Below are 25,948 nucleotides of genomic sequence, written 5' to 3'. Positions count from 1 at the left end.
AAATAATGGGCTGACTCGGCGTGGCTGTCTCAGCCGCAATAGCATTCACAACTAGTGTTAAGTATCGACAAGAGTGGGATCCCCTCTCCGCTCGCCGGTGATGTCCGTGTGCGCTTTGTGTGCACTCGCATCGTTGTGTGGTGCACCGATGATTTCCACGCTTATTCTCAGCTAGGAAGGTCCTCAAACAGTGTCAGGTACAGTCGCGATCGCCGTCATGGTGGTGGTGTGGCTTTTCGTTCTTGCACCTCTTGCACTCCGAGGTCAAAAGCCGATCCGTCGCACCAATAAGGCCTTCGATGAAACCCGCGTGGTCTACGAGGGTGGCTCCGGCGAGCTGCCTCGCGCCACCAGACCCCGCTGGTCGCGTCGTGATATCCGTCCCGAAACTCCGCAGCCCGCTGTGGAGGCAGAGGAAATCGATCCCGACGACATCCTAATTGATGACTCTCCCCGTCGCACCACCGTGACCGCAGAGCCCGTGGTGGATGAAGTCGATGGCGACGTGGTTCGAGAGCTGGAGCCAGCACGGAACACCCAGGCGGATGCAGCGGTGGATGAGGACACCTCCGGCGGGGACACTTCCGATGCGGAGCTGACTGCCAACGACGAGGACGAGCAGGCACTAAGCGTCGACACCGTAGCAGCAAAGGCCCCTGCCGCCGAGGAGTCCGCTGTGGAGGCTGAGACGGATGAGGTCGAGGAGGACACTCCTGTGGCCGAAGACGCCTATGAGTTCGACAGCTCCTATACCGGCCCCTCCGATCTGCTACACCCAGCAGCTCACTATGAGGACGCAGACGAGGTGTCGGAGGCCGAAGCGCCTGCCGATGACACCGTTGAGCACGAGGTAGAAGCCACTGATGAGGATCGTGAGTTTGCTGCTTCTCGACGCGGCCGCGGCTGGTACGACCCCGAAGCCGACGCCAATCTCGCCCACGCCCGCTACCAGCGCCGCCAGCGCACCACGATCGGCCTAGGCGTGGCAGTCCTTTTGGGCGTTGTGCTCGGCGTCGTTGCTGGGGGCTGGGCCTGGCTGTGGAGCGTCGCTGCAGTGCTCTTGACTGTGCTCTACCTTTCTGCCCTGCGTAAACAAGTACGTGCCGAACAACAACTCCGCCAGCACCGACTGCGCCATCTGCGCCGCGCCCGCCTTGGCGTTCGCACGGACCGGGACGAAGAGATGGGTGTGCCCGAGCGCCTGCGCCATCCCGGCGCTGTTGTCCTCGACATGGACGATGAGAGCCCTGACTTCGAATACCTCGACACCAGGGATGTCAGCGCCGATTTCTACGACGATTACTACGATGAGTACGAAACGGCCTACAATGGCGGTCAGCCGCGTCGCGTAAGTTAGAGTATGTTTGCTCTCACCCTGCTGTGACGCAGTCTGGGGCCATAGCTCAGTTGGTAGAGCGTCGCGTTCGCAATGCGAAGGTCGGGAGTTCGATTCTCCTTGGCTCCACAGAGTACATTTCCCCTAGTGGTTATCCACTAGGGGTTTTGTTGTGTTCACGCTGATTGAGGGCGTTTTTCGTGGCATACAGGGGAAGGTCATATATGGGCGTGAGAGAAAGAGCAGAAGGCAGTGCGTTCCACGATCCACACCTAAGCAGAACCATATTCCTCCGAAGCAGCACACCACTGATCTGAATCCTCGTCATTTTTGGATCTCTAGAATTGACGATTGTGAGCCAACGGCCGGTCTGCTCGATATCGTGGGAGGTGACCTAGAGCAATGGCAATAGATCTACGACAGGCAACGAGGATTGCCCAAGGCTTAATCCCTCGTGGACATGAGCTCAAAGATCGAGTGCTGCATGGTGAGGGCCGCTTCGTATTCTTCGATGCCAATGTCGACAATGGCGAGGAGACTGACAGCATGCCGCTATCTATTGGTGATTTTCCCGTAGTCATTGTATGGGAGACTGATGGGTCAACTATGAGCGGGAGTGCGGCACCAACGTGCATTCCGCGAAGTTACGCGGAGCTGAACCTTAGTGGCCGTGTGGAACGGACTGAAGAGGACGTCGCTAGTGAACTCGCTGCGGAGCGCGAAGCAGAGGATCGTGCGTGGGCTGAGTATCAGAGCTCACGAGAGCACGGCGCTCATTAATACCGATCTCGCACGTATAGCGAAGAAGGAGCCACAGGGGGTGAGAGTCCCCACCGCCCCACGTGCATGCTGGGGCCACGTGGTACTCATTGAGCGAGCACCTCGGCACTGCTAGAGAGCTAGGTTGATATTTGAGGTTTCTGCTGGTGAGCTGACCACGTGGCGGCGACCGCCGGCATGTGCAGGCTTGAGCGCAGGGGCAGAGTGATTCGTGGGGAAGGTAGCGCTGATGGATTTTCCGAAGTTTGATGATCAGAAAAGCGTGTACGACTACGTAATGTCGGCGGGCCCTCAGCTATCTCCAGAGGATATGGCTCGGGTTCAAGAAGAGGCCGATGACGGTGATTACACCTTCGCCGTGCAACTCTACATGCTTATGGCAAAAGATTACGGCATGGACGACTATATCCCCTATACCGTGCGGGAAAACCTTCAGCTTTTCAGAGGAGACTACGGTTTTCCCACGCTTGCTCAGTTGTTGTCTGTTGATCCGGACACCATGACGGTGTGCTAGTCCATCGCTCTTGTACGCCACCTCCTTTTTGGGCGTGGTGGCGTTGGCTTCCTATGTGGGTGAAGCTGGGCTTGATTCCACCTGCGGCTAAGAGTCCCGCAGTGCTTGGTTGTGGATCGATCGCCGGTAGGGTGGAGGCACACTGATCGCTGCCTCCCCGGGGCTAGGAATTACAGTTCTGCCGGCCACGCGACCGAGAACATCCGGGAAGATGTCGGTTATTGAGCATGCGCATCCAGTTCAGCTATCCGTTCACAGTGGCGCCAACAACGACGATTGTGCACCGCGTTGATACAGAGATATCTGGCGAGTGGCCGCACAAGGCGCTGGAATGACACCCGAGAAGGCGTCAGCTGGGGGAGCCCACGGTTATGCATACTGAATGGGGGCTCTTAGGGTACGCTTATTTGGCTCATGGGCCGTGTGTTTGTCCCCGCATGAGGCGGAGAAGGTCACCCGGTGTGTGAGTGTGAGCGGGCTTTCGCCACGTGAGCGGGGTGCGGGTTGAGAAAAGTTTAATGGCACGGGTGTACTTGATGGGGTAGGCAGAGCTGGTTGCGATGCGGGTGCGTCTAAGATCACAGAAAATTTATTTTCAGCCTTCTATCAGGTGCTTTAGTTCCGATCCTGCCGGGTGTTCATCCTTTGTTCATCTTTGGTTCTTGAGGCCGTTATGTCGGTTGTTTCTACTCTGTGCAGATCCTCGTCCATGCTCAACACGGAGATATGTGAACTACATGCAGACCAAGAGTCGTGAACATACCGCTACGGAAGCTTCCGAAGCGGTGCAGAGCGATGCCGCTATCCCGCGCAGTCCTCTCTCCTTCATTCCGCTGAAGGGGGCCGCAGCCAATGCCCGCGACTGGATTGGCGTGGTCCTCGGTATTTACGTGCTGATCACGGCCGTGAAGGTCATCGGTTCCGGTTTTAAAATTGCCACCGGTGATCAGGCGGAGGCCCTGTTCTCCTTCGCCTCTAACCCGCTTGTGGCCCTGATGATTGGTCTTTTGGCCACTGCCTTGACTCAATCTTCGTCCACCACCACCTCCATCGTGGTTGGTCTTGTGGCCGGCGGATTGCCCATGGCAGTGGCTATTCCCATGCTGATGGGTGCCAATCTCGGAACCACCATGACCAATACCTTGGTCAGCTTGGGTATGGCGCGAGATAAGGATGCTTTCCGACGCGCCTTCGCCGCAGCCACCGTGCATGATTTCTTCAACCTGATGGCCGTGCTTATTCTGCTTCCGCTTGAGCTGATGTTCGGCATATTGGAGAAGAGCTCCAATTGGATGGCTGCCCACACTGATGGTTCGGATGGCGGTATCGTTGCCGCAGTCTTCAGTGGTATCGGTTCCTTCGTCAAGACCATCACGACCCCGCTCGCGGACCTGTTCAAGAGTGGTGTTGGTGCTCTCGGCTTGAACGATGTGTGGACCGGCGGTCTGCTCATTGTGCTCGGTGTTGTGTTGATCCTCGCCGTGATTAACAACATCGGTAAGCTGCTCAAGGTACTCATGGTGGGTAAGGCCAAGGATGTGCTGCACAACGCCATCGGACGTGGCCCCATCACCGGTATTTTCTCCGGCGCGCTCATGACGATCATGGTGCAGTCCTCCTCCACCACCACCTCTCTGGCAGTGCCGCTGGCTGGCTCCGGCACCTTCACGCTGCGACAGATTTACCCCTTTACTATCGGCGCCAATATCGGAACCACCATCACCGCGCTGATTGCCGCCTTCGGCTTCACTGGCGCGGAGGGCACCCTGGCTATGCAGGCCGCCTTCGTGCACTTGCTGTTCAATGTGTTCGCCACCCTGATTATCTTCGGCCTTCCCTTCCTGCGCGGGCTTCCTCCGCGCGGAGCGGAAACGCTGGCACGGGTCTCCGCAGAACGCAAGATTTGGGCCGTGCTGTGGACCGTGGGCGTGTTCATTGTGGTCCCCCTCTTGCTGATCTTGGCCACTAATCTCTTCTAGGGAGCTGATTCATGTCCGAACATAGCGCGCCTGATCTTGAGTCAAGGCTCAAAGCCAAGCTCGTCGAAGCGGAAAAATATGCAGCAAGTATCCGCGAGGACATCGCTGCTCTTGTGAAGAAATCTGATGATCCTGACGATGTTGCTGAACGGAAGATGCAACATGAAGCAGTCAATCATCTCGATGAGTACGCGCAGCAGACGCACGTGCACTGGCGCACCGTGCTGCAGTTTCTGGAAGAAGCCATTGCAGAGTTGCGCGCTGGCCACGAGGGCCAAGACGCGGAGCTAGCGTCAGATGACCACGAGGCGGCGTCGACAAGCGTCGAGAGCGGCGCTGTGAGCAGCACAGCGGAGAAGGCACCATCGGTGCAGTCTGTGCCTCGCACCGATACTGATAACGTTGCCCCCGACGATACGCACGAGCCCTGATACCTGAGGGAAACCCCAAGCGATGGACGAGCGCTTGGGGTTTGGCCGTTCAGGGGCCGGTGTAGGCGCGAGGACACGAACACCTATAGCGGAGACGAATAACACGATCGAGTGTGTGGTCCTTAGTATCTCGGCATGAGGACTGCTCATCAGGCACCGAGGGAGTATCCTTGGTTGCACCCCACTTTTCCCAGTGAATAAAAACATCAAAGCAGGAACGAAACTGTGTAATAAGGGTTCGCGCTGGCACCACGCGCCGCGCAGGCCTTCATTGCAGTGAGAGGTCACCTGCTCGGTGGCTGTGAGGAAGACGGATCCATGAGTGAACGAAGTGATACCGAACTGGAAGCTCGACTGGAAGTCAAACTTGCCGAGGCTGAGGAATATGTAAGCCGTTTACGCAAGGAATTGGCGGAATTGCGCTCACGCAAGGCCCAAGCTCAGGCAGAGCGCGCCATAGTTGAGGCCGCCGAAGAAGAACTACGCGAGGCCGATCAGCATGCTGCTACTGATGAGCTCGACAAGTACATGCAGCGCACCGCCGTACAGTGGCGTTCCGTGCTGGAATTCCTAGAAGACTCGATCGCGGAACTGCGACGTGATCGCGAGCGATCCAGCGAATCCAGCGAGGAGCCGCGGGTGTCCGCCGAAGACGCTTTGCTCAACACGTTGCCGCCAAAGCCGTCCAATGGGGAGACTGACTAGTCTGACTCGTGGCTGCTAGGTGAGGGTGGGGACAGCTCGCCACACCCCGGCCGTGCATCTTTGGCATGCTGGAGGCATGGACTCGTACGGAGACGATGTATTCATCAAAAGACCTAACGAGCACGGGGCGGCCCTCGCTGAAGCCGCTGGGCTGAGGTGGCTCAAAGAAGGCGCGCCCGCCGCGATCGTGGAGGTGCTCGATGCCTCAGAAACAGCCATCGTGACTGCCCGAGTCACCGAGGTGCGCCCCACCGCAGAGGCGGCGTATGAGGCGGGCCGGCAGATCGCGTTCATGCACCGCGCTGGAGCAGCAGCGCATGGTGCACCACCCGCCCCAGGTGGCGAGGCGTTTCGGGGACAGAATTTCATCGGCACGAAACCCCAAGACTGCACGCCCTGTGAGCGGTGGGGCAGCTTCTACACTCAGCAGCGCGTACTGCCCTTTGCCGAGACCGCGCGGCAGCAGGGAACTCTCTCTGAGCAGGACTATCGCGACGTGCTCGTCGCCTGCCAGCGCATTGAGGCGAGTGACTATAATCCGCCGGTGGCTCGGATCCATGGTGATCTCTGGGCTGGTAATCTGCTTTTCTCTGCAGAGGGTCCCATCCTTATCGATCCCGCCGCACATGGTGGCGCCGCACTGACTGATATAGCCATGTTGGCGCTATTCGGTGCCCCCTTCTTCGATCAGATTGTGCAGGGCTACCAGAGCATCTCCGCGCTCGAGGAGAACTGGCGGGAGCTCATCCCGCTGCACCAGATGCACCCGCTCGCCGTCCACGCAGCCACCCACGGCCCGTCCTATGGCCGCGAGCTGGGCGAGGCGGCACGCTCAGTGATGTCGCTATGGAACTAAAGTGGATGCGCCCTATGTCCTCGCCGCGAGGGCACTGCGGCGCGCTGTGATCGCGCGGCTTTATTGAGACGGTCGTGGCCGCGCTGGGGTGTTAGTCTTAGAAACCATGGATAGACCAGCAATGAGGGACGCAGCGCTGTTTCTCCTGCGCGCCGTGCTCGGCTTCCTCTTCATCGCCCATGGCTGGCAGAAGGTCGCGATCGACGGCATGGATGAGACCATCGGCGCCTTCAGCGCGATGCACGTGCCGCAGCCCAAGCTCTCCGCCTATATCACCATGATGGCGGAGCTCGCCTGCGGTGGTTTATTGGTGGTGGGTTTTCTCACCACCATCGCCGCGGCCGTATTAGCTCTGGTCATGGCTGGTGCCCTGTATTTCGTGCACCTCGACTCGGGGGTATTTGTCGGCACGGGCGGGTTTGAATACGTGTTGCTGCTCATCACCGCCCTCATCATGGTGATCGTCTTTGGCTCGGGCCGGGCCAGTATTGACGGAGTGCTCACCAGATGATGGACTGCGCACAAGTCCAAGCGGCGCTATCTGCCCGTCTGGACGGCGAACCCACCGGCATCAATGATGACGCGCTCGATGCGCACCTGTCCCAGTGCAGCGACTGCCGGGCCTTTCTCAACGAGGCCGCGGCATTGAAGCGCAGCCTGAATTTTTGTGTTGCCGACGACTCCGATGGGGCGGGGGTAACCCCTCCCGATCTCTCTGAGATGATTCTCGCTGGGGTGGAGCCGCAGCGGCGTCGCCAAGCATCACGTCGCGCAATCGGGGTGGGCATGAGCCGCGTGCTGTTGGCGATCTGTGCGCTGGCGTTTTTGTTCTGGGGCATCCAACTCTTCGCCGCCGCCGCTTCCGTGCAACAGACATGGGAGGCAAGCGAGCTCGATCCTTATCTCGCGCGGATGCTTGTCGAAGGCGCCACCGTGCGGTTTGCTCTAGCCTTTGGCCTCGTATTCGCGGTGTGGCGCTCCCGCATCGCGATGGGGCTCTTACCCGTCTACGGGGCGCTATTTACCTTCAGCCTCGGCTTTGGCGCCCGCGATATGGTGTTGGGGGCGATCGATCGTGACAGCGTGTACTGGCTGCTACTGGTGGGGCTCAGTGCTGTGGTGCTGCTGTGCTACTGGCTGGCTGATCGAGGACTGGTGGCGCTGGAATTGGCGTGGCGGCAACTATCCGCCATGCCCATGCAGAGCACCGATCTCCGCTAACGCCAGCTGCGCAGCCACATGATGGTGAAGTAGTAGTCATCGCTGATCAACATCCCGTAGAAGATGGGGGAGTAGATGGCGAAGAACACGACTGTCGCAACGAGATAGCTCACCGCAAGCACGCTGCCCACATGCCAGGTGTGCAGCCGCAATCGCGCCATCGGATGCGAGCTGGCCAGGGGGTGCCGTCGCAGCGTGGTGCCTGCGCCCCACATCTGATTCAGGATCAACGCTAAGCCGATGATGATGAACGGGATGAGCGGCACGGCGTAGAAGAAATACATTTGGCGATCATAGGAGAAGAGCCATGGAACATAGCCGGCGCTGAAGCCGAGCAGCACCATGAGATAGGTGCCGCGGCCACGCAGGAAGAACTGCACGATCGCCCACACGAGAACGGGGACGGTCAGCCACCAAATAATCGGCGTGCCATAAAGAAAGATCATGCGCCGGCAGGTGGAATCGCCGCACGCGATATCGGTGTCGGAATAAAAGAGCACCGGCCGCAGGGCGGCCAACCAGCTCAAGGGCTTGGACTCCCAAGGGTGCTCGTGGCCATTGGAGTTGGTGAGCGAGGAATGGAAGCTCAGCATCTTGTCGTGGTAGTACACCCAGCTCGCCAAGGTATCGGGAAGCGAGGCATACCACGCACCCTCCTCAATCTTCCCCTCCTCGGCGGCATGCCGGAAAGAGGAGGTCTCTGCGGCGAACCAGCCGCGCCAGCTGAAGATATAGCAGGCCACGGGGAGGATGACGAGGTAGACAAAGGCCTTCGGGGCATCGCGAAATAGTGTTCGGGTCACGGCCTTCTTATCGCCGGCCCCGGCACGAACCCACGCATCCCACCACACGGTGATGACGCCGAAGAAGGCCATGTAGTACAGCCCCGACCACTTCACGGATAGCGCTAAGCCAAAGAACAGCCCGCAGGCGAGCAGCCACGGGCGCAGCCCAAAGCGCAGCGGTGCCGAGCCGGGCTGAAGGGTCCGTGTGGTCACTTCTTCGCGATCGCGGATAAAGGCGTAGCAGGCGCAGAGAACAAAGAACACCAGATAGATGTCCAGCATGCCGAAGCGGGAAATAACTAAGAGGACGCCGTCACACAGCGCAATGATTCCGGCGAAGAGGGCCACGCGAGACGAGCGGGAGATACGGCGGGCGAGCAGCATAATGACGAGCACCAAGGCGCTGCCACAGAGGGCAGCCATCACGCGCCAGCCCAAGGGGGAGTAGCCAAAGATCGCTTCGCTCAGCGCAGTGAGGCGCTTGCCCAAGGGCGGGTGCACTACGAGCCCATAGCCCGGGTTGGATTCGATCCCGCCGCCCGCGAGCAGGCCGAGCTGGCCGTGAATGCTGCGCAGTTGGTCATATGCCTGGGGCACATAGTGCTTCTCATCGAACACGGGGGTGCCGCTGGCGGTGTGGGCGCTCAGGGCGATGAAGCGAGTGAAAAAAGACAACGCCGCGATGATGACAAAGATGAGGGTGTCACAGCGGCGCCACACCAGCTCAGAGCTCAGCGAGCCGCCGCGCCAGGCGCGCCCACGCACCGCTGTCGAGCCCACATGGGGCTCACGATTGATGAGCGGGGCCGCAGCACGAGGCCGGTCTGGGGAATCGGAGGGCGGCTCTACAGCGCCATGCGCACTCGCCGAAGCTGAACTCATGGCTACTTAGTCTAAATGTTGAGCCGGACACCGCTAAAGGGCGCTAAAGGGATTGCCGCCAACTCCTCTCGCTCGGTGCCGCCGCGCCCGGCAGAGTACGCCTTCCTCGGCGCTCGCCGGGATGTGAGAAGCTAGAGCTCATGAGCATCTCCTCCGCGCGTCACCCTGCACCACCGACCTATGCTGACTCGCTGCCCCGCGGGGTGATTATTGCGGCTACGCCTCTGGGCAATATCTACGATGCATCGCCGCGCTTGGTCGCCGCCTTGGCGCAGGCAGATATTATCGCCGCCGAGGACACGCGCCGCACCCGCTCCCTCGCGGCGGCGCTGGGGGTAGAGATCAAGGGAAAGGTGATCTCTAATTTCGATCACAATGAAAGCGCACGGGTGGAGGACTTGATTGCCGCCGCTGCGGCCCACTCGGTGCTGGTGGTCACCGACGCCGGCATGCCCGCGGTATCCGACCCCGGCTTTCCCCTCGTGCAAGCCGCTCACGATGCGGGCATAGCGGTGACCTGTCTGCCCGGCCCCTCGGCCGTACCCACCGCCTTGGCTCTGTCGGGTCTGCCGGTGGGCAAGTTTTGTTTCGATGGTTTCGCCCCGCGCAAGGCGGGCGCGCGCCGCACCTGGCTTGCTAGTTTGCGCACAGAAGAGCGGGCGGTGTGCTTCTTTGAATCCCCGCATCGCATCGCCGCGACTCTTCAGGAGGCCGCGGAGATTCTCGGCCCCGAGCGGCAGGCGGCGGTGTGTCGGGAGCTGACGAAAACCTATGAACAGGTCAAACGCGGCGGTTTGGCGGAGCTTGCCGACTGGGCGAGTAATGGTGTCAAGGGCGAGATTTCGGTGGTGATCGCCGGCGCGACCGGGGCGGCGGCGACCCCATTGGAGGAGCTGGTAGCCCAGGCAGTGCAGCGCGTTGCCGCGGGAGAGCGGGTGAAAAACGTGACCAAGGAGCTGGCTCAGCGCCATAAGGTGTCCAAAAACGAGCTCTATGATGCCGTGATCGCCGAGCGCGATGCGAGGAAGACTGGGCCCAGCGCCGCGGCTGAAGGCTCTGCTGCGGATGCTAATAATGGGAGTGAGCCAACAACTGAGCGTGGATCAGCCTCAGTCTGAGCGAATTGTTATCGTCTTGTGACATTTCGCTTATCGACGCTGCCCTTCAGGCATGCTCAAACTCACCCCTGAACAGGGGAAAAGCTGCTATCTGTGGAGCTTCTAAGCCAATGCTGAGCTAGCTCTGAGGAGAGGGGAGAAACCCTATGCTGCGACTTTCTGCCCAGCGAAGCGCTCTCTCCTTTTGGCAATGAGGTGAGTTTTCACCAAGCTAGAAGTATGAGCACTTCTGACCAGAATGACGCGGCAGGCACTCCTGCCGCAGACGAGACCGGAGGAACCGGTGCGGATGCCCACGTGGTAAACGCGACGGCTAATGCGGCCCCGAATTCCGCAGGGGCTGAACGCACCTCGGGAAGTACTGAGGACTCCAGCGGCACGACCGCCGCGGGCGAGTTCGCCTCACTTCTCGATTCCGAGGACGAATTCAACTACAAGGAAGCAGCCGCCGAATTTAATGATTACGGCGCCTACGAAGACAAGAATGCCCCTCTGAGCTGGGGAATCATCATCCCCTCGATGGCTGTGGTGATCGCTATCGTGGTGTGGGGTCTGACCCTGCCCGATAGCTTCGCAGCCTTCGCTAATGATGCCTTCGCGCAGGTGATTGACAAGCTCGGTTGGGCCTTCGTGCTCTTCGGTACCGTGTTTGTCGCGTTCATCCTGTACGTGGCTCTGAGCAAGTTCGGACATATCAACCTCGGCGCCGATGATGATGCGCCGGAGTTTTCTACGCCTAGCTGGATCGCCATGATGTTCGCGGCCGGTATGGGTATCGGCCTGATGTTCTTCGGTACTTCCGAGCCGCTGACCTTCTTCCGTAATGGTGTGCCTGGGCACCCAGACCACCAAGCCTCGTCGGCGTTTGCGTCCACCCTGTTCCACTGGACCCTGCACCCGTGGGCGATTTACGCGATCGTGGGCTTGGCTATCGCCTATTCCACCTTCCGCCTTGGCCGTAAGCAGCTGCTGTCTTCGGCCTTTATCCCATTGATCGGTGAGCGCGGTGCCAACGGCACAATCGGCAAGATGATCGACATCCTCGCGGTGATTGCGACCGTCTTCGGTACCGCCGCGTCTCTGGGTATTGGCGCGCTGCAGATCAAATCCGGCTTGGACGCTTCTGGTGTGATCGAGGATCCGCAGAACTCCACCGTGGTTGTGATCGTGCTGATCCTGACCGTCTGCTTCATCATTTCCGCAATGTCGGGTGTGGGCAAGGGCATTCAGTACATTTCTAACGCCAACATGGTGCTGGCTGCGCTTCTCGCTATTTTCGTGTTCGTCTTGGGGCCAACAGTTAACGTGCTCAACATGTTGCCCACCTCGGTGTCCTCGTACTTCTCCCAGTTCTTTGAGATGGCCGCCCGCACTGCTAACAACGGCAACCCCGAGGCCGCGGCATGGGTCTCCGGCTGGACCATCTTCTACTGGGCATGGTGGATCTCGTGGAGCCCCTTCGTGGGCATGTTCTTGGCCCGCATTTCTCGCGGCCGTACCGTGCGTGAGTTCATTCTCGGCGTGCTGCTGGTGCCCACCGCAGTGTCCGCTGTGTGGTTCTCGATCTTCGGTGGCACCGCCATCACCTTCGAGCAGCGCGGTGAATCCATCTGGGGTGACGGCGACAGCCAGCGTCAGCTCTTCGACTTGCTGCATCAGCTGCCGGGCGGCTTCATTGCCGGCTTCGTAGCGATGGTGCTGCTGTCTACCTTCTTCATCACCTCGGCGGACTCCGCCTCCACCGTGATGGGCTCGCTGAGCCAGAACGGCGCGATCGAGGCCAACCGCTTCGTCTCTGCCGCCTGGGGTATTCTTACCGCCGGCATTGGCCTGACCCTGCTGCTCATCGGCGATGGCCAGGACTCCCTGCAGAACCTGCAGAACGTCACCATTGTGGCTGCCTCGCCCTTCCTCGTGGTGATCATCCTGCTCATGGTTGCCCTGCATAAGGACCTGAGCAATGACAAGCTCTATCTGGATCACAAGGAGCAGCAGCGCTGGGCTATGAAGCTGGCCCGCGAGCGCCGCGTGTACAACGAGTGGAAGCAGGCGCAACAGCGCCGTTCCGAAGTGCGTCGCAAAGCGCGCAAGATGATCTAATCTTTTCGCCACTGGCTCCTGACCGCCTTCTCCTTAAAAAAGGGGAGGGCGGTTTTCTGTGTGTCGTGGGCGGGCGCCTCGGGCTGGACGATGGTGTCCAGACGTGGCAGTAGACTGTGGCTCTATGAGCCATACGATATCTACCCAGCACCTTGGTGAGCTGACTCTCAGCAACATCACCTTCACGCAGCCTTTGAGCGCCGACCCCGCAGACGAGCGCACCATCGACGTGTTCGCCCGCGTGGTCACAGCCCCAGGTGGCGAGGACAAGCCTTATCTGCTGTTCTTGCAAGGCGGCCCGGGAGTGGAAGCACCCCGCCCCTGTGCTCAGCCTGCCGAGCCCTCGTGGCTGCCCACGGCCCTCGAACGCTATCAAGTGGTGATGCTAGATCAGCGCGGCACTGGCCAGTCCAGTCCCGTCGATGAGCGTATTCTTGCCGGCAATAGCGCCGCCGAGGTGGCCGAATACCTCACCCACCTGCGCGCCGATGGCATCGTTCGTGACGCGGAGGCCCTGCGCGAGATTCTCCAGGTGGATACCTGGTGCACCCTGGGGCAGTCCTTCGGTGGTTTCACCACCTTGCACTACCTCAGCACCTACCCCGAGTCGCTGGATACCTGCTATTTCACCGGCGGTTTGTCCGCGGTGGGCCACTCCGTGGATGAGGTGTATTCCGAATGCTATCGCCGGATGCGCCGCAACTCGGAGGAGTTCTATCGACGCTTCCCCGAGCTGCGGGAGACCATGCGCCAGCTGCTCGAGGCGGCCCGTGCCGGGGAGATCGTGCTGCCCGATGGCGAGGTGGTCTCTGAGACTCGGTTACGCTCGCTGGGGCACCTGCTCGGCTCCGATGACGGCTGGCTGAAGCTCTATCAGCTCCTGCAGTTGGATCCCCAGTCCAGCCAATTCGCCTATGATCTTGCTGGCCTGCTGCCCTATGGGGGCCGCAACCCGCTCTACTATGTGCTGCACGAATCCTCCTACGCCGATGGCGGGGCCACCAACTGGGCGGCGCAACGCTGTCTGCCGCAGGAGTTCCGCGAGGATCCCACGCTCTTGCTCGGCGAGCATGTGTTCCAAGAGTGGTCCGAGACAGTGCCCGCCTTCCAGCCGTGGGCAGAGGTGGCCGAGATTCTCGCTGCTCATGAGTGGCCCACGCTCTACGACGCCGAGGCATTGCGGAACGCCGGGGTGCAGGGGGCAGCTGCGGTCTACGCCAATGACGTATTCGTGCCCCTGAACTTCTCCCTCGAGACCGGGGAGCTGCTGGAAAATGTCGCACTCTATATCACCAGCGAATATGAGCACGGTGGATTGCGCACGAGCCAGAACGGCGCGGTGCTGCGGCATCTCTTCGAGCTCGCCGCGGGCCAGCGGGTGCGCTAAGCGCCGTGGCGGTGGGTACGGGGCGTGAGGGTGGCGTCGATAAGCGAATGACGCCTAAGTCTTAGACTTAGCTGTCTATCAATTATGCTCGTAGGCATGTCTGAATCTGTGCTCGTCTCAGTAGCTTGGCCCTACGCCAATGGCCCCCGCCACATCGGTCACGTGGCAGGGTTTGGCGTACCGTCCGATGTATTTGCGCGCTACCAGCGAATGCGTGGCCGCAACGTGTTGATGATTTCGGGAACGGACGAGCACGGCACGCCGCTACTTGTGCAGGCGGAGAAGGAGGGCGTGGCCGTCCAAGAGCTCGCTGATCGCTACAATCGCCAGATTGTGCAGGATCTCGCCGGGCTGGGGCTGACCTATGACCTGTTTACCCGCACCACCACCCGCAACCACTACGCCACGGTGCAGGAGCTCTTCCGCGGGCTCTATGACAACGGCTATATGGTCAAGGAAGTCACCCAGGGGGCAATTTCTCCCTCCACGGGGCGCACCCTGCCCGACCGCTATATTGAGGGCACCTGCCCGATCTGCGGCTGTGATGGCGCCCGCGGCGATCAGTGCGATAACTGCGGTAACCAGCTGGACCCAGCGGATCTGATTAATCCGGTGTCCAAGCTCAACGGGGAGACCCCGGAGTTCCGCGAGACGGAGCACTTTTTCCTCGATCTTCCTGCCCTCGCCGAGGCGCTGGAGACGTGGCTGACTGAGCGCAAAGACTGGCGCCCGAATGTGCTGAAGTTCTCGATGAACCTGCTCAAGGACATCCGCCCGCGCGCCATGAGCCGCGATATCGACTGGGGCGTGCCCGTTCCCATCGAGGGCTGGGAAGAGAACAACGCCAAGAAGCTCTATGTGTGGTTCGACGCGGTCGTGGGGTATTTGTCCTCCTCCATCGAGTGGGCCTATCGCATCGGCGAGCCGGAGGCGTGGCGCGAGTTCTGGAACAACCCAGAGACCCGGTCCTATTACTTCATGGGCAAAGACAACATCACCTTCCACTCCCAGATCTGGCCGGCGGAGCTGCTGGGCTATCGCGGCCAGGGCGCTAAGGGCGGTGAGGCCGGCCCGCTCGGCGAGCTCGATCTGCCCACCGAGGTGGTCTCCTCGGAGTATTTGACGATGTCGGGCTCGAAGTTCTCCTCCTCCAAGGGAGTGGTGATCTATGTCAAGGACTTCCTCGAGGAGTTCGGCCCCGATCCGCTGCGGTATTTCATCGCCGTGGCCGGCCCAGAGAATAATGACACCGACTTCACCTGGGACGAGTTTGTGCGCCGCGTGAACAACGAGCTGGCCAATGGCTGGGGCAATCTGGTCAACCGCACCGTGTCCATGGCCTATAAGAACTTTGGCGAGATCCCCACCCCGGGCGAGCTCACCGCCGCCGAGCAGGCGCTCTTGGAACAGGCCGAGCGGGCCTTCGTGGAGGCTGGGGAGAACCTTGAGCACTCCAAGTTCAAGGCCGCGATCAACCAGGTGATGCACATTGTGGGCGAGGCCAATGCCTATATCGCGGAGAATGAGCCGTGGAAGCTGGCGAAGGACGAGACCCAGCGGGAGCGCCTCGCCACTGTGCTGTGGACCGCGCTGCAGGTGGTATCCGACTGCAACACCATGCTCACTCCTTTCATCCCGCATACCGCACAAAAGGTGCACGAGACCCTGGGCCGCGAGGGTGAGTGGGCCGCCACCCCGCAGGTGCGCGAGGTAGCCGACGATATGCCGGTGGAGCCGGTGGGTGTGGGCCTGCCGGAGAAGAACAAGACCTACCCAGTGATCATGGGCGACTACACCCAGCAGCAGGCGGCGTGGCAGCGCGTTGAGTGTGTTCCCGGCACGCCGCTGTCCAAGCCGAAGCCGCTGATCCAGAAGCTCGACCCGGCCTTGGCCGAGGAGGGCCCCTCCTGGGCCCCGGTGGCAGGCTAGAGCCATGGGAAAGAAGAAGCGACCTACGCCCACCCCGCTCGCCGGGGCAACGGGGCTTATCGACGCCCACACCCACCTCACCTCCTGCCCCGATGAGCCGGCCGCGGTGGTCGAGCGCGCCCGCGCTGCTGGGGTAGAGGCCATGGTGACCGTCGGCGATGGCCTGGCGGAAGCCGAGGCCGCCTTGGCCGTGGCGCAGCAGCTCGATCAGGTGTGGGCGGCGTGCGCCATTCACCCCACGCGAGCACGTGAGCTTGACGACGCCGCCCGCGCCCGGCTGTGCGAACTGGCCGCCGATCCCCTGTGCGTCTCCATCGGTGAGACCGGGCTTGATACCTACTGGATCGGCAAAGAAGAGTGGTGCGCCCCGCTGGAGGCGCAGGAAGAAGCGCTGCGCTTTCATATTGACCTCGCAGTGAGCAGCGGCAAGGCGCTGATGATTCACAATCGCGAGGCTGACGCGGAGTTGCTGCGGGTGCTCGATAGCTCCCCGCAGCCTAAGACGGTGATTCTGCACTGCTTTTCCTCGCCGCTGGAGGTCGCCCGCGAGGCCATCGAGCGCGGCTATGTGCTCTCCTTTGCCGGCAATGTCACCTTCAAACGCAATGATGAATTACGCCAGGCGGCGGCTTTGGCACCCATGGAGCAAATTCTCTATGAAACGGATGCGCCCTATATGACGCCCGAGCCTTTCCGCGGCGCCCGTAATGAGCCGGCCTTCATCGGCCACACCGCCCAGTGCATCGCCATGACCCGCGGCATGGCGCTCGAGGAGTTTAGCGCTGCAGTGGCGGCGAACTTCCGGCGGGTGTATCAGCTCGCGGACTGATCGTGGGCGTCGAGTAGTGTGCGGAGCACCTGCAGCACGCCCTGCTCGCTATTGGAGGGCGCGATAAAGTCTGCGCTTTCGGCGATGCGCGGGTGAGCATTGGCCATGGCCACGGCGATGCCGGCCTGCTGGAGCAGTTCGAGATCGTTGAGGTAGTCGCCGAAGGCTAAGGTCTGGCTGGGCGAGATCCCCAGCTGGGCGCAGAGTTCCCGCAGGCCGTGACCCTTATCGGCGTCAGCCGCCATGATGTCGATCCAGTGCTTACCGGATACGGTCACCTGTGCCTGCTCGTAGAACTCAGACAGATGCGGGTAGATGCTCTCTTCCACCGAGTCGAAGCCGAATACCGCGATCTTGATGATCTCCTCCGGGTTGAGCTCGGATACTGCATCCACCTGCTGCATCGATGCGTAGTAGCGCCGCGTCTGCTCCAGAAAAGCCTCATCGCCGCGATCGACATAGGCCACCTCGGGGGTGCAGGCCACAATGCCGATATCGTGGCCGCGGTCGCGCAGCCGAGCGATTGTGTCCAGTACCTTGCCCACGATGTCTGGGGAGATCGTGCTGCTCGACACCGTGGTGTCATCGAGCACCACATTGGTGCCATTTTCTGCAATGAAGTTGCGTGGCGGGTTGTCTGCGGCGGGGTGGGCGAACTGCTCGCGCAAGGTGGCGTATTGCCGCCCCGAGGCAGGGGCAAAGCTGATACCAGCGCGGTTCAGGCGGTTGAGCAGCGGCCAGAACCCTTCTGGGATCATGTGATCATCGCCCAGCAGGGTGCCATCCATATCGGCGACGACAAGTGCGATGCTGTGCTCGCGGAGTAGGCCGGCGGGGATATCAGTGGGGCTGGGCATAACGTCCTTGTCTTAGGGGAGTATCGTTCCGGGCGGCGTTTCTTCCCTCATGTCTGCTCGCAGCGGAGCTTAAGGGGAGAATCCTCATCCTAACGCGCGCCCACCCGGTGCAGCCCACATGCCTGAGCGCCGGCTGTGTCCAAGAACACTCCTAGATAGCGGGGGTGGCGGCACGGCCGTGCAGAGGGGGTTTTTCTTCGCCGCAGCAGTACAGCTGAGGGGGTAGGGGCGGGTGTGACGGCTGTGGTTTCTCTGAGGATAGGTGTCTCAGCTGCGTGGTCTGAAATACAAGACTCGCTCGCTCTAGGGGCTACATTCTCTAGACATCACAGAATTGTTACCGTACTGTTACATCCATTGCGCCAGCGGGGGAGAAGCACCCTGTGTATCTCGCCGCCTGAGCGCCACGACATGACGATCGCACGACACCTTAAGGGTGAAGGGAACACTAGCTTTCATGGGACACCGCACCAAGGCTCGCATCAATGGCACCGGCTCTAGCTCGACTCCGCTCAGGGTCGCCACCGGCGGCATGTTGGCCACCCTGCTGGTGGGCGGTGTGGTCTCCGCCAATGCGGTGAGCAAAAATGATGTCACCATTAATTTCAATGGTGAGACCATTAATCTCGCCACCGCGTCCGATACTGTCGGTGCCGTGCTGGATGAGGCCGATATCCCCGCCGCCGACCGCGATCTTGTTAGCCCCAGCCCGGAGAGCGCGATCACTGATGATCAGACGATCACCGTGCGTAGCGCCAGGCAGGTTGCGCTGGTGATCGACGGCGAGGAAAAGACCGTTGATTCCACTGCGCTGACTGTGGATGAGCTGCTGGCCGAGCTCGGCATGGTGGATCCCTCTGATCTCATCTCCCTCGACGGCACCACCGTGATTCCCCGCGACGGGCTCACTGTGGACGTGGTGAAGTCCAAGATCATCACCATTAACGATGGCGGTTCCGTGACCTATTCCAAGGTGGCCGAGCGCACCGTGGGGGATGTGCTCAAGGAGCGCGGCATCACCTTGGGCGATAAGGATGAGGTAAGCCCCGCACTCGATACACCGCTGAAGCGTGGAATGACCATCGACATCACCCGGGTGGAAGAAAAGGAAGTGACCGATACCGAGTCCTTCACCGCCGATCCGGTTTATGTTGATGATGCCAACTTGGAACAGGGCAGCGAAGTGGTGGAGCGCGAAGCCACCCCGGGCGAGCGAGAGATCACCCGCAAGGTCACCCTCGTCAATGGCAAGGAGGTGGCCTCCGTGACGATCAAGACGAAGGAACTGCGCCCCTCCACTCCCGCCACCATCAAGCGTGGCGTGAAGCCGGCCGCTCCGGCCGTGGCCAATGGCAGCGTCTGGGATCAGCTCGCCCAGTGCGAGTCCGGTGGCAACTGGAGCATCAACACCGGTAATGGCTACTCCGGTGGCCTGCAGTTCGCCCCCTCCACCTGGCAGGCCTATGGCGGCGGCGAGTACGCCCCCACCGCCGGCCAGGCCACCCGCGAGCAGCAGATCGCCGTGGCCCAGCGGGTACAGGCCGCGCAGGGCTGGGGCGCATGGCCCGCCTGCACCGCTAAGCTGGGCATTCGCTAAGCACCCTGCTCGCTCGGGTGGGTCGGCGAGTTCCTGCTCGCGTCCGCTGCCTGCTGCGCCCGCCCTCTGTGGTGGGCGCTTCGTGCTATCTCCGCCGCCTCGGTAGTGGGAGGTAATGGATCAGCCACTACACTGAAGAAACTATGACTACCGCACCGCCGCATGCCGAGGATGGAGGAGTGTCCCCGCAGGGCAGCGCCGTCCAGCTGCTTGGCCCGAAGGAGATTCGCGAGCTCGCCGAGAAACTCGATGTGAGCCCGACGAAGAAGCTGGGGCAGAACTTCCTGCACGATCCCAACACCGTCCGGATGATCATCGCCGCCGCCGAGATCACCGGCGCGGACGATGTGATCGAGATCGGCCCAGGGCTTGGTTCGCTCACTCTCGGATTGCTGGAGGTGGCCCGCTCGGTGACGGTCGTGGAGATCGATCCGCGGCTCGCCGGAGAGCTACCGGCCACCGCGGCCGCTCGCGCCGGTGCCGCCGCAGCGACCCTCAGCGTGCACAATCGCAACGCCTTGGAGTTCCAGCGCAGTGACTGCGCCGTGGCGCCGACGGTGTTGGCGGCGAACTTGCCCTATAACGTCTCCGTGCCGGTGCTCATGCACATCTTGGCGGAGTTTCCCTCCCTGCGGCGGGTATTGGTGATGGTGCAAAAGGAAGTGGCCGATCGGCTCGCCGCCGCGCCGGGCAGCAAAATCTATGGGGTGCCCAGTGTGAAAGCCGCCTACTACGGACAAGTGCGCCGCGCTGGGCTGGTGGGCAAGAACGTGTTCTGGCCGGCCCCGAAGATCGACTCTGGTCTGGTGCGTATCGATTGCTATGAGCGCGAGAATATGCCCTGGCAGGCCAGTGCCGCGGAGGTATTTCCCATCGTGGATGCCGCCTTCGCCCAGCGCCGCAAAACCCTGCGGGCCGCACTCTCGGGGCACTTCGGCTCAGGCGAGCGCAGCGCGGCGATCCTTAGCCGCGCCGGCATCGATCCCACATTGCGCGGCGAACGCCTCGGGGTGCGTGAGTTCGTCGATATCGCCCTGGCCGCCCGAGAGGAGGCCGCGGAATGAGCTTAGCGAGCACCTCGGTGCGGGCCTGCGCCAAAATCAACCTTTTTCTCGGAGTAGGGGCGGCCCGCGAGGATGGGTTCCACGAGTTGACGAGCGTTTTTCAATCTCTGTCCAATCACAATGTGGTGCGACTCAGCCCCGCTGCGGGGCCGGCGCGCTTGAGCGAATATGTGGGCGCGGTGAGCGCCTCGGGCCTGGCCGCTAGCGCGGTGCCGCTTGACGCCAGCAATCTCGTGGTGGGCGCCGCCACCCGCTATCTGCAGGAGCTACGCAGACAGAACTCGGATATCACCCTGCCGGTGATAGATATCCACATCCACAAAGGTATCCCCACCGCTGGTGGCATGGCCGGCGGCTCCGCGGATGCTGCCGCCGTGCTGCATGCGCTCCAGGGCTACGGACCCTTGCCACAGGAGCGGGTGCTAGAGATCGCCGCCGAGCTCGGCTCGGATGTGCCCTTTAGCCTCGTAGGTGGCACGCAGTTAGGCACCGGCCGCGGGGAGCAGCTGGTGCCGATGCTCAGCCGCGGCACCTATCACTTGGCCCTAGGGATTCAGAAGCAGGGGCTGCGCACCCCTGAGGTGTTTCGCAAGCTCGATGAGATGCGCCAAGCCGGCAAGGCCGGTGCGCCCAGCACAGACACTAGCGCCCTAGCTACCGCTTTACTCAGCGGTGATCCGGCCGCGGTGGCGCGGCAGCTACAGAATGACTTGCAGCCGGCGGCGCTGTCGCTGATGCCGACGCTGCGGGCCACCCTCGCCGCCGGCACGGCCGCGGGTGCACTCGCCGGTATGGTTTCCGGCTCGGGACCCACTATGGCATTTCTGTGCGAGAGCGCCGAGGCGTCCGAGGCCGTGGCCGAGGAGCTGCGCGATTCGGGCACCGTTTTCGATGCCTTCGCCGTACACACCGTGGCTCGCGGTATAGAAACACTCGAGTCTTAAGCCGTATACAACGTAGTTCGCCCACCTTTCGACGCCGACTAGTGAGAAGGACATACCTGCCGACGTGGCTAATTTGATCAACCTAGAAAATGTCACCCAGAGCTTCGGGATGAAGACCCTGCTCGACTCCGTGAGCCTTGGCGTGCAATCGCACGATCGGATCGGCGTGGTGGGGCTGAATGGAGGTGGTAAAACCACCCTCATTGAGATCCTCTCCGGGCAACTCGACCCGGATTCGGGACGGGTCTCCCACAATAAGGAGCTGCGCCTTGCCGTGGTGACGCAGCGGGCCAAGCTGGACGATACCCGCACCGTGGGGGAGGTCGTGCTGGAGCAGCTGGGGCTAGAAACCTATGAGTGGGCCTCTAATGCCAAGGTGCGTGACGTGCTCTCGGGTCTCGGGATCGTGGATCTCGGATTGGATACCCCAGTCTCTGCGCTCTCGGGCGGTGAGCGTCGCCGCACCCACCTAGCTGCCGCGCTGGTGCGCGAGCTGGATCTGGTGGTGCTCGATGAGCCCACCAACCACTTGGACGTGGAAGGCGTGCGTTGGTTGGCCGATCATCTGCTCCAGCGCAATCTCGCGGTGGTGGTGGTCACCCACGATCGCTGGTTCCTCGACACCGTGGCCACCCACACCTGGGAGGTCCACGACGGCACCGTGGACGTGTATGAGGGAGGCTATAACGACTGGACCTTCGCTCGCGCCGAGCGCGCCCGCCAGGCGGATGCGATGGAACAGCGCCGCCGCAACCTCGCCCGCAAGGAACTGGCGTGGCTGCGTCGTGGGGCACCGGCCCGCACCTCGAAGCCGCGCTACCGGATTGAGGCCGCCGAGGCGCTGATCTCCGATGTGCCGGCCCCGCGCGACACCGTGGAGCTCATGGCCTTCTCCAAGCGCCGCCAAGGAAAAGTGGTCATTGAGCTCGAAGATGCCACGATCTCCACCCCCGATGGCCGGGTGCTGGTGCAGGATCTCACCTGGCGGCTCGCGCCGGGCGAGCGCATCGGCCTAGTCGGGGTGAATGGCTCGGGCAAAACCACCCTGCTGCGGGCCCTTGCGGGGGAGCATGCGCTTGATGCTGGGCGCCGCATCGAGGGCAAAACGGTGCGGCTGGGCTGGCTGCGCCAAGAATTAGATGACCTCGATCCCGAGCGCCGCGTGCTTGATGCGGTGGAGGATGTGGCCAGCTATGTGGAGCTGGGCAAAAAACAGCTCTCGGCCTCGCAGCTCGCGGAGCGCTTAGGCTTTTCCGCCAAACGCCAGCGCACTCCGATCAAGGATCTTTCCGGCGGCGAGCGGCGGCGGCTACAACTGACCCGCGTGCTCATGGCGGAACCCAATGTGCTGCTTCTCGACGAGCCGACCAACGATCTCGATATCGATACCCTGCAAGAGCTGGAATCCTTGTTGGACTCCTGGCCGGGCACCTTGGTGGTGATCTCCCACGACCGCTACTTGATTGAGCGCATCGCGGATTCCACGTGGGCGCTGTTCGGAGATGGTGCGCTCACCAACCTGCCGGGCGGAATTGAGCAGTATCTCACTCGCCGCGATGAGATGGCAGCGGCGGAAGGTTCGGGGCCACTGAATGTGGGCACGAAGGAGGCGTCGTCAAGCGAAAAGAAGGTGGATCAGAAGCAGTGGCGGGCGCTGTCGAAGAAGTTGTCCGCCACCGAGCGCAAGCTGGACAAGGTGCGCGCGGAGATCGACTCCCTCAATGAGCAGATGGCTGCCGCAGCGCAGGCGGTGGATCAAGAGGCGATGATCGGGTTGGACGCCAAGCTCAAAGACGCGGCAGCGCGCGCTGAGGAGCTGGAAATGCAGTGGCTAGAGTTGGGCGAGCAGATGGAAGCCTAGCGCTGGTGGCCGTGGGGGCGGATTTTTCGTAGGCTGGGGCCATGATCTTGATCAATGTGAAATTCACCGTCAAGGACGAGTACGTGGAGACCTTCCGCCAGGAAGTCGCCGAGTTCACCGAGGCCACCCGGGCTGAGGAGGGCAATCTCTTCTTTGAGTGGTACCGCTCCACCGACGAACCGAACAGCTATATCCTCATCGAGGGCTTCAAGGACGACGCTGCGGAGCCGCACGTGAACTCCGATCACTTCCAGAAGGCATGTGTGGATATGCCGCGCCTGTTGGTGAAGACCCCGGAGATCATCAACACCCTGATCGAGGGCAAAACCGAGTGGGATAAGATGGCTGAATTCTCCGTGGAGGAGTAATAGCCGAAGGGTAGCGGCGTTAGGGGCTAGGACACGCGATGTGGACTGGCCCCTTAATGCTGAATAGAGTGATTTTTTCAGCGATTCTTAAGGTACTCTGGTGTTCATGAGCAAGAAGGACACAAAGGATTTCACTGACCCGCCGAAGCTATCGAAAAAGGCCTATGAGGAAGAGCTGAAGCACCTCCAAGCTGAGCTGGTGGATATGCAGCAATGGGTGGTGGAAACCGGTGCCCGCGTGGTGATCGTCATGGAAGGCCGCGACGCTGCCGGCAAGGGCTCCGCGATCAAGCGCATCACTCAGTACCTCAACCCGCGTACCTGCCGCATCGAGGCATTGCCCGCGCCGAACTCCCGCGAGCAGGGCCAGTGGTACTTCCAGCGCTATATTGAGCGCCTGCCCACCGCCGGTGAGATCGTGATCTTTGACCGTTCGTGGTACAACCGCGCCGGCGTGGAACGCGTGATGGGCTTTTGCACCTCCGCTGAGTACCGTCGCTTCCTGCACCAGGCCCCCATCTTCGAGCGGCTGCTGGTGGAAGACGGAATCATGCTGCGCAAGTACTGGTTCTCCGTCTCTGATGAGGAGCAGGTGAAGCGCTTCCGGTCGCGTCGCAATGATCCGCTGCGCCGCTGGAAGCTCTCACCGATGGATCTGCAGTCCATCACCCGCTGGGAGGACTACTCCCGCGCCAAAGACGAGATGTTCATCCACACCGACATCCCCTCCGCGCCGTGGTACACCGTGGAATCCGAGGATAAGAAGCGCTCCCGCATTAACGTGATCAGCCACCTGCTGTCCACGATTCCCTATGAGAAGATCGACCGCGAGCTGCCGGAGATCCCCGAGCGCCCAGAGTCGGAAACCAACTACGACCGGCCGCCGCGCTCCGATTTCCGCTATGTGCCAGATGTGGCCGCGAAGCTGGAAAAGCGCAAGCTCGAGGGCGGCTCGAAGAAGGACAAGAAGAGCAAGAAGTCGAAGAAGTCCAAAAAAGACAAGAAATAGCGCTCGCCGATCTCAATCTCGCGCGCATTCTCTCCGGAATCAATGGGGAGGATGCGCGTTTTACGTCCTGCGACAAAGGCACTCGGGGAGTAGAACCCGCAGGTACGGGCGATTCGACCTCAGCCCAAAATTAGTGTTCACCGCCACATCTTTTGGCATTTTGTGACACACTGTGTACATGACTACAGGAGATTCCACTACAGGCACCCAAGGTGCCGCAGCAGAAAAAACAGTAATCGCGCAGGTTCGTGGTTCGGTCGGTTTCTTAGAACTCAACCGCCCGAAGAGCCTCAACTCCCTCGACACAGAGATGTGTCAGATCATTCACGACGCCCTCGACGAGTGGCGCGAGGATGACGCCGTGTCCGGAGTGGTGATCTACTCCAATAACCCCAAGGCCTTCTGTGCGGGTGGTGATGTGCGGGTCATCCGCGAGGCTATCCTCGATGGCCAGCCAGAGGTGGGGGATCGTTTCTTAGACGTCGAGTACTCCATGAACGCGGCGGTGGTGGACTTCCCCAAGCCCTATATCGCTCTCATCGATGGCATCGTCATGGGTGGCGGCTTGGGCGTATCCGTGCACGGCAGCCGGCGCGTGGTGTCGGAGCGCTCCTGGGCCTCCATGCCGGAGATGGCGATCGGCTTCTGTCCCGATGTAGGCGTCACCTACGCCTTCCAGCGCATGGTCAATGCCACCGGCTCCCACTCCTTCCCCTTGGCCAAGTTCCTCGTGCTCACCACCTGGCGACTGAGCCCGCAGGACATGATGTGGTCTGGTCTCGCCACCGACTATGTGCCCTCGGATAAGTTCGAGCAGCTCCGCGAGGCACTGGAATCGGCCGCCGATGCCGACGGCATGAACGCGGTCATCGATAGCTTCGCTGAGCCGCTTGAGGGCGAATCCCAGCTGGCCGAGCTCATGGAGCATATCGAGACGGTCTTTGATGCTGCCTCGTGGGAAGAGGTAGTGACACAGCTGCAGGAGTGCCCCAGTGAGGAGTTCCGGGACCTCGTCCGCGGCCACTTGTCCCAAGCCAACCCCGCGTCGTTGGTGGCCACCATGGAGCTGATGGATGCCAACGAGCGCGTGGATAATGTGCAGGCGGCACTGGCCAATGAGTTCGCCGTGGGCAAGGTGCTGCGCGAGGACAAGAACTTTGTCGAGGGCGTGCGTGCCGTGCTGGTGGATAAGGGCCGCGATGCCGTCTTCGATCCGGCCACGACCGCCGAGGTGGATGTGGAGAAATACCGCGCTGTCGTGAAGTAGCCCCAAGATTACGGTGGATACAGCGGTCGCCGTCTCCACTGCTGAATACGAAGAATGCAGCCGGCCGGGTACTACCAACCTGACCGGCTGCGTTCGCCTCTACGGTGGGCCACTGTTTGATGGGACTGC

Annotated in this window: 21 protein-coding genes, 1 tRNA gene and 1 pseudogene; 21 read left to right on the top strand and 2 right to left on the bottom strand. The window is 61.4% G+C overall.

The features are described 5' to 3' along the window. Positions 1-190: 190 nt before the first annotated feature. From glpR to GBB11_RS02620, 9 genes are all read left to right on the top strand, one after another. On the top strand, positions 191-1,357 hold the full coding sequence (gene glpR / locus GBB11_RS02660) for a gephyrin-like molybdotransferase receptor GlpR (RefSeq protein WP_151548943.1): 1,167 nt from the start codon (positions 191-193) through the stop codon (positions 1,355-1,357). Positions 1,358-1,392: 35 nt separating this feature from the next. Then, positions 1,393-1,465, top strand: a tRNA-Ala gene (locus tag GBB11_RS02655). Positions 1,466-2,345: 880 nt separating this feature from the next. Continuing rightward, positions 2,346-2,630, top strand: coding sequence for a hypothetical protein (locus tag GBB11_RS02650; RefSeq protein ID WP_151548942.1), 285 nt, complete (start codon positions 2,346-2,348; stop codon positions 2,628-2,630). 737 nt (positions 2,631-3,367) lie between these two features. Beyond that, a complete protein-coding gene (locus GBB11_RS02645; RefSeq protein WP_225979103.1) occupies positions 3,368-4,609 on the top strand; it encodes a Na/Pi symporter in 1,242 nt (413 codons plus the stop codon). A gap of 11 nt (positions 4,610-4,620) precedes the next feature. Next, entirely contained in the window at positions 4,621-5,040 is a 420-nt protein-coding gene (locus GBB11_RS02640; RefSeq protein WP_151548940.1) for a hypothetical protein, read from the top strand. Between the two features lie 318 nt (positions 5,041-5,358). Beyond that, entirely contained in the window at positions 5,359-5,745 is a 387-nt protein-coding gene (locus tag GBB11_RS02635) for a hypothetical protein (RefSeq protein WP_151548939.1), read from the top strand. A 76-nt stretch (positions 5,746-5,821) separates the two neighbouring features. Then, a complete protein-coding gene (locus tag GBB11_RS02630) occupies positions 5,822-6,601 on the top strand; it encodes a fructosamine kinase family protein (protein ID WP_151548938.1) in 780 nt (259 codons plus the stop codon). Positions 6,602-6,707: 106 nt separating this feature from the next. Continuing rightward, complete coding sequence (locus tag GBB11_RS02625; RefSeq protein WP_151548937.1) at positions 6,708-7,112, top strand: DoxX family protein; 405 nt, start codon at positions 6,708-6,710, stop codon at positions 7,110-7,112. Beyond that, the gene (locus tag GBB11_RS02620) at positions 7,109-7,822 is read left to right on the top strand and encodes a zf-HC2 domain-containing protein (protein ID WP_151548936.1); all 714 of its coding nucleotides are present in this window, start codon (positions 7,109-7,111) and stop codon (positions 7,820-7,822) included. Before GBB11_RS02625 ends, GBB11_RS02620 begins: the two co-directional genes overlap by 4 nt. Here GBB11_RS02620 and GBB11_RS02615 read toward each other — a convergent pair. Then, positions 7,819-9,489, bottom strand: coding sequence for a dolichyl-phosphate-mannose--protein mannosyltransferase (locus GBB11_RS02615; RefSeq protein ID WP_151548935.1), 1,671 nt, complete (start codon positions 9,487-9,489; stop codon positions 7,819-7,821). The genes GBB11_RS02620 and GBB11_RS02615 overlap by 4 nt on opposite strands. 140 nt (positions 9,490-9,629) lie before the next feature. Between GBB11_RS02615 and rsmI the strand changes: the two are divergent. From rsmI to GBB11_RS02590, 5 genes and pseudogenes are all read left to right on the top strand, one after another. Then, positions 9,630-10,505 (top strand): annotated as a pseudogene (gene rsmI, locus GBB11_RS02610) (16S rRNA (cytidine(1402)-2'-O)-methyltransferase); the annotation flags it as partial. 321 nt (positions 10,506-10,826) lie between these two features. Continuing rightward, a complete protein-coding gene (locus GBB11_RS02605) occupies positions 10,827-12,707 on the top strand; it encodes a BCCT family transporter (RefSeq protein ID WP_151548933.1) in 1,881 nt (626 codons plus the stop codon). 124 nt (positions 12,708-12,831) lie between these two features. After that, a complete protein-coding gene (locus tag GBB11_RS02600) occupies positions 12,832-14,094 on the top strand; it encodes an alpha/beta fold hydrolase (protein ID WP_151548932.1) in 1,263 nt (420 codons plus the stop codon). 96 nt (positions 14,095-14,190) lie between these two features. Continuing rightward, complete coding sequence (gene metG / locus GBB11_RS02595; protein ID WP_151548931.1) at positions 14,191-16,023, top strand: methionine--tRNA ligase; 1,833 nt, start codon at positions 14,191-14,193, stop codon at positions 16,021-16,023. A gap of 4 nt (positions 16,024-16,027) precedes the next feature. Continuing rightward, on the top strand, positions 16,028-16,852 hold the full coding sequence (locus tag GBB11_RS02590) for a TatD family hydrolase (RefSeq protein ID WP_151548930.1): 825 nt from the start codon (positions 16,028-16,030) through the stop codon (positions 16,850-16,852). Here the strand turns inward: GBB11_RS02590 and GBB11_RS02585 are convergent. Beyond that, the gene (locus tag GBB11_RS02585; RefSeq protein ID WP_151548929.1) at positions 16,837-17,709 is read right to left on the bottom strand and encodes an HAD family hydrolase; all 873 of its coding nucleotides are present in this window, start codon (positions 17,707-17,709) and stop codon (positions 16,837-16,839) included. The genes GBB11_RS02590 and GBB11_RS02585 overlap by 16 nt on opposite strands. A 457-nt stretch (positions 17,710-18,166) precedes the next feature. Between GBB11_RS02585 and GBB11_RS02580 the strand changes: the two genes are divergently transcribed. From GBB11_RS02580 to GBB11_RS02550, 7 genes are all read left to right on the top strand, one after another. After that, on the top strand, positions 18,167-19,306 hold the full coding sequence (locus GBB11_RS02580; RefSeq protein ID WP_151548928.1) for a resuscitation-promoting factor: 1,140 nt from the start codon (positions 18,167-18,169) through the stop codon (positions 19,304-19,306). Positions 19,307-19,449: 143 nt separating this feature from the next. Next, positions 19,450-20,370 (top strand): 16S rRNA (adenine(1518)-N(6)/adenine(1519)-N(6))-dimethyltransferase RsmA, encoded by a 921-nt coding sequence (rsmA, locus tag GBB11_RS02575; RefSeq protein ID WP_151548927.1) that lies wholly within the window; start codon positions 19,450-19,452, stop codon positions 20,368-20,370. Beyond that, complete coding sequence (locus GBB11_RS02570) at positions 20,367-21,314, top strand: 4-(cytidine 5'-diphospho)-2-C-methyl-D-erythritol kinase (RefSeq protein WP_151548926.1); 948 nt, start codon at positions 20,367-20,369, stop codon at positions 21,312-21,314. The genes rsmA and GBB11_RS02570 overlap by 4 nt, the downstream gene beginning before the upstream one ends. Before the next feature lie 64 nt (positions 21,315-21,378). Continuing rightward, entirely contained in the window at positions 21,379-23,175 is a 1,797-nt protein-coding gene (locus tag GBB11_RS02565; RefSeq protein ID WP_151548925.1) for an ABC-F family ATP-binding cassette domain-containing protein, read from the top strand. A gap of 41 nt (positions 23,176-23,216) precedes the next feature. Beyond that, positions 23,217-23,543 carry a putative quinol monooxygenase gene (locus GBB11_RS02560; protein WP_151530073.1) on the top strand — a complete coding sequence of 109 codons (327 nt, stop codon included), beginning with the start codon at positions 23,217-23,219 and terminating at the stop codon, positions 23,541-23,543. Between the two features lie 106 nt (positions 23,544-23,649). Then, positions 23,650-24,552, top strand: a complete 903-nt coding sequence (gene ppk2 / locus GBB11_RS02555; protein ID WP_151548924.1) for a polyphosphate kinase 2 — start codon at positions 23,650-23,652, stop codon at positions 24,550-24,552. A gap of 178 nt (positions 24,553-24,730) precedes the next feature. Next, a complete protein-coding gene (locus tag GBB11_RS02550; protein ID WP_151548923.1) occupies positions 24,731-25,819 on the top strand; it encodes a 3-hydroxyisobutyryl-CoA hydrolase in 1,089 nt (362 codons plus the stop codon). Positions 25,820-25,948 lie beyond the last annotated feature (129 nt).

The organism is Corynebacterium sp. 74A, from assembly GCF_008930665.1.
Classification (GTDB): Bacteria; Actinomycetota; Actinomycetes; order Mycobacteriales; family Mycobacteriaceae; genus Corynebacterium; species Corynebacterium megadyptis.
The sequence above is the reverse complement of the archived record's forward strand: the minus strand, read 5'-3'. Positions and strand labels throughout refer to the sequence as shown.

Excerpts from the sequence above, each read along its gene's own strand:
- GBB11_RS02650 (WP_151548942.1), top strand. The coding sequence starts at position 2,346 with ATGGATTTTCCGAAGTTTGATGATCAGAAAAGCGTGTACGACTACGTA.
- GBB11_RS02645 (WP_225979103.1), top strand. The coding sequence starts at position 3,368 with ATGCAGACCAAGAGTCGTGAACATACCGCTACGGAAGCTTCCGAAGCG.
- GBB11_RS02640 (WP_151548940.1), top strand. The coding sequence starts at position 4,621 with ATGTCCGAACATAGCGCGCCTGATCTTGAGTCAAGGCTCAAAGCCAAG.
- GBB11_RS02635 (WP_151548939.1), top strand. The coding sequence starts at position 5,359 with ATGAGTGAACGAAGTGATACCGAACTGGAAGCTCGACTGGAAGTCAAA.
- GBB11_RS02630 (WP_151548938.1), top strand. The coding sequence starts at position 5,822 with ATGGACTCGTACGGAGACGATGTATTCATCAAAAGACCTAACGAGCAC.
- GBB11_RS02625 (WP_151548937.1), top strand. The coding sequence starts at position 6,708 with ATGGATAGACCAGCAATGAGGGACGCAGCGCTGTTTCTCCTGCGCGCC.
- GBB11_RS02620 (WP_151548936.1), top strand. The coding sequence starts at position 7,109 with ATGATGGACTGCGCACAAGTCCAAGCGGCGCTATCTGCCCGTCTGGAC.
- GBB11_RS02615 (WP_151548935.1), bottom strand. The coding sequence starts at position 9,489 with ATGAGTTCAGCTTCGGCGAGTGCGCATGGCGCTGTAGAGCCGCCCTCC.
- GBB11_RS02605 (WP_151548933.1), top strand. The coding sequence starts at position 10,827 with ATGAGCACTTCTGACCAGAATGACGCGGCAGGCACTCCTGCCGCAGAC.
- GBB11_RS02600 (WP_151548932.1), top strand. The coding sequence starts at position 12,832 with ATGAGCCATACGATATCTACCCAGCACCTTGGTGAGCTGACTCTCAGC.
- metG (WP_151548931.1), top strand. The coding sequence starts at position 14,191 with ATGTCTGAATCTGTGCTCGTCTCAGTAGCTTGGCCCTACGCCAATGGC.
- GBB11_RS02590 (WP_151548930.1), top strand. The coding sequence starts at position 16,028 with ATGGGAAAGAAGAAGCGACCTACGCCCACCCCGCTCGCCGGGGCAACG.
- GBB11_RS02585 (WP_151548929.1), bottom strand. The coding sequence starts at position 17,709 with ATGCCCAGCCCCACTGATATCCCCGCCGGCCTACTCCGCGAGCACAGC.
- GBB11_RS02580 (WP_151548928.1), top strand. The coding sequence starts at position 18,167 with ATGGGACACCGCACCAAGGCTCGCATCAATGGCACCGGCTCTAGCTCG.
- rsmA (WP_151548927.1), top strand. The coding sequence starts at position 19,450 with ATGACTACCGCACCGCCGCATGCCGAGGATGGAGGAGTGTCCCCGCAG.
- GBB11_RS02570 (WP_151548926.1), top strand. The coding sequence starts at position 20,367 with ATGAGCTTAGCGAGCACCTCGGTGCGGGCCTGCGCCAAAATCAACCTT.
- GBB11_RS02560 (WP_151530073.1), top strand. The coding sequence starts at position 23,217 with ATGATCTTGATCAATGTGAAATTCACCGTCAAGGACGAGTACGTGGAG.
- ppk2 (WP_151548924.1), top strand. The coding sequence starts at position 23,650 with ATGAGCAAGAAGGACACAAAGGATTTCACTGACCCGCCGAAGCTATCG.
- GBB11_RS02550 (WP_151548923.1), top strand. The coding sequence starts at position 24,731 with ATGACTACAGGAGATTCCACTACAGGCACCCAAGGTGCCGCAGCAGAA.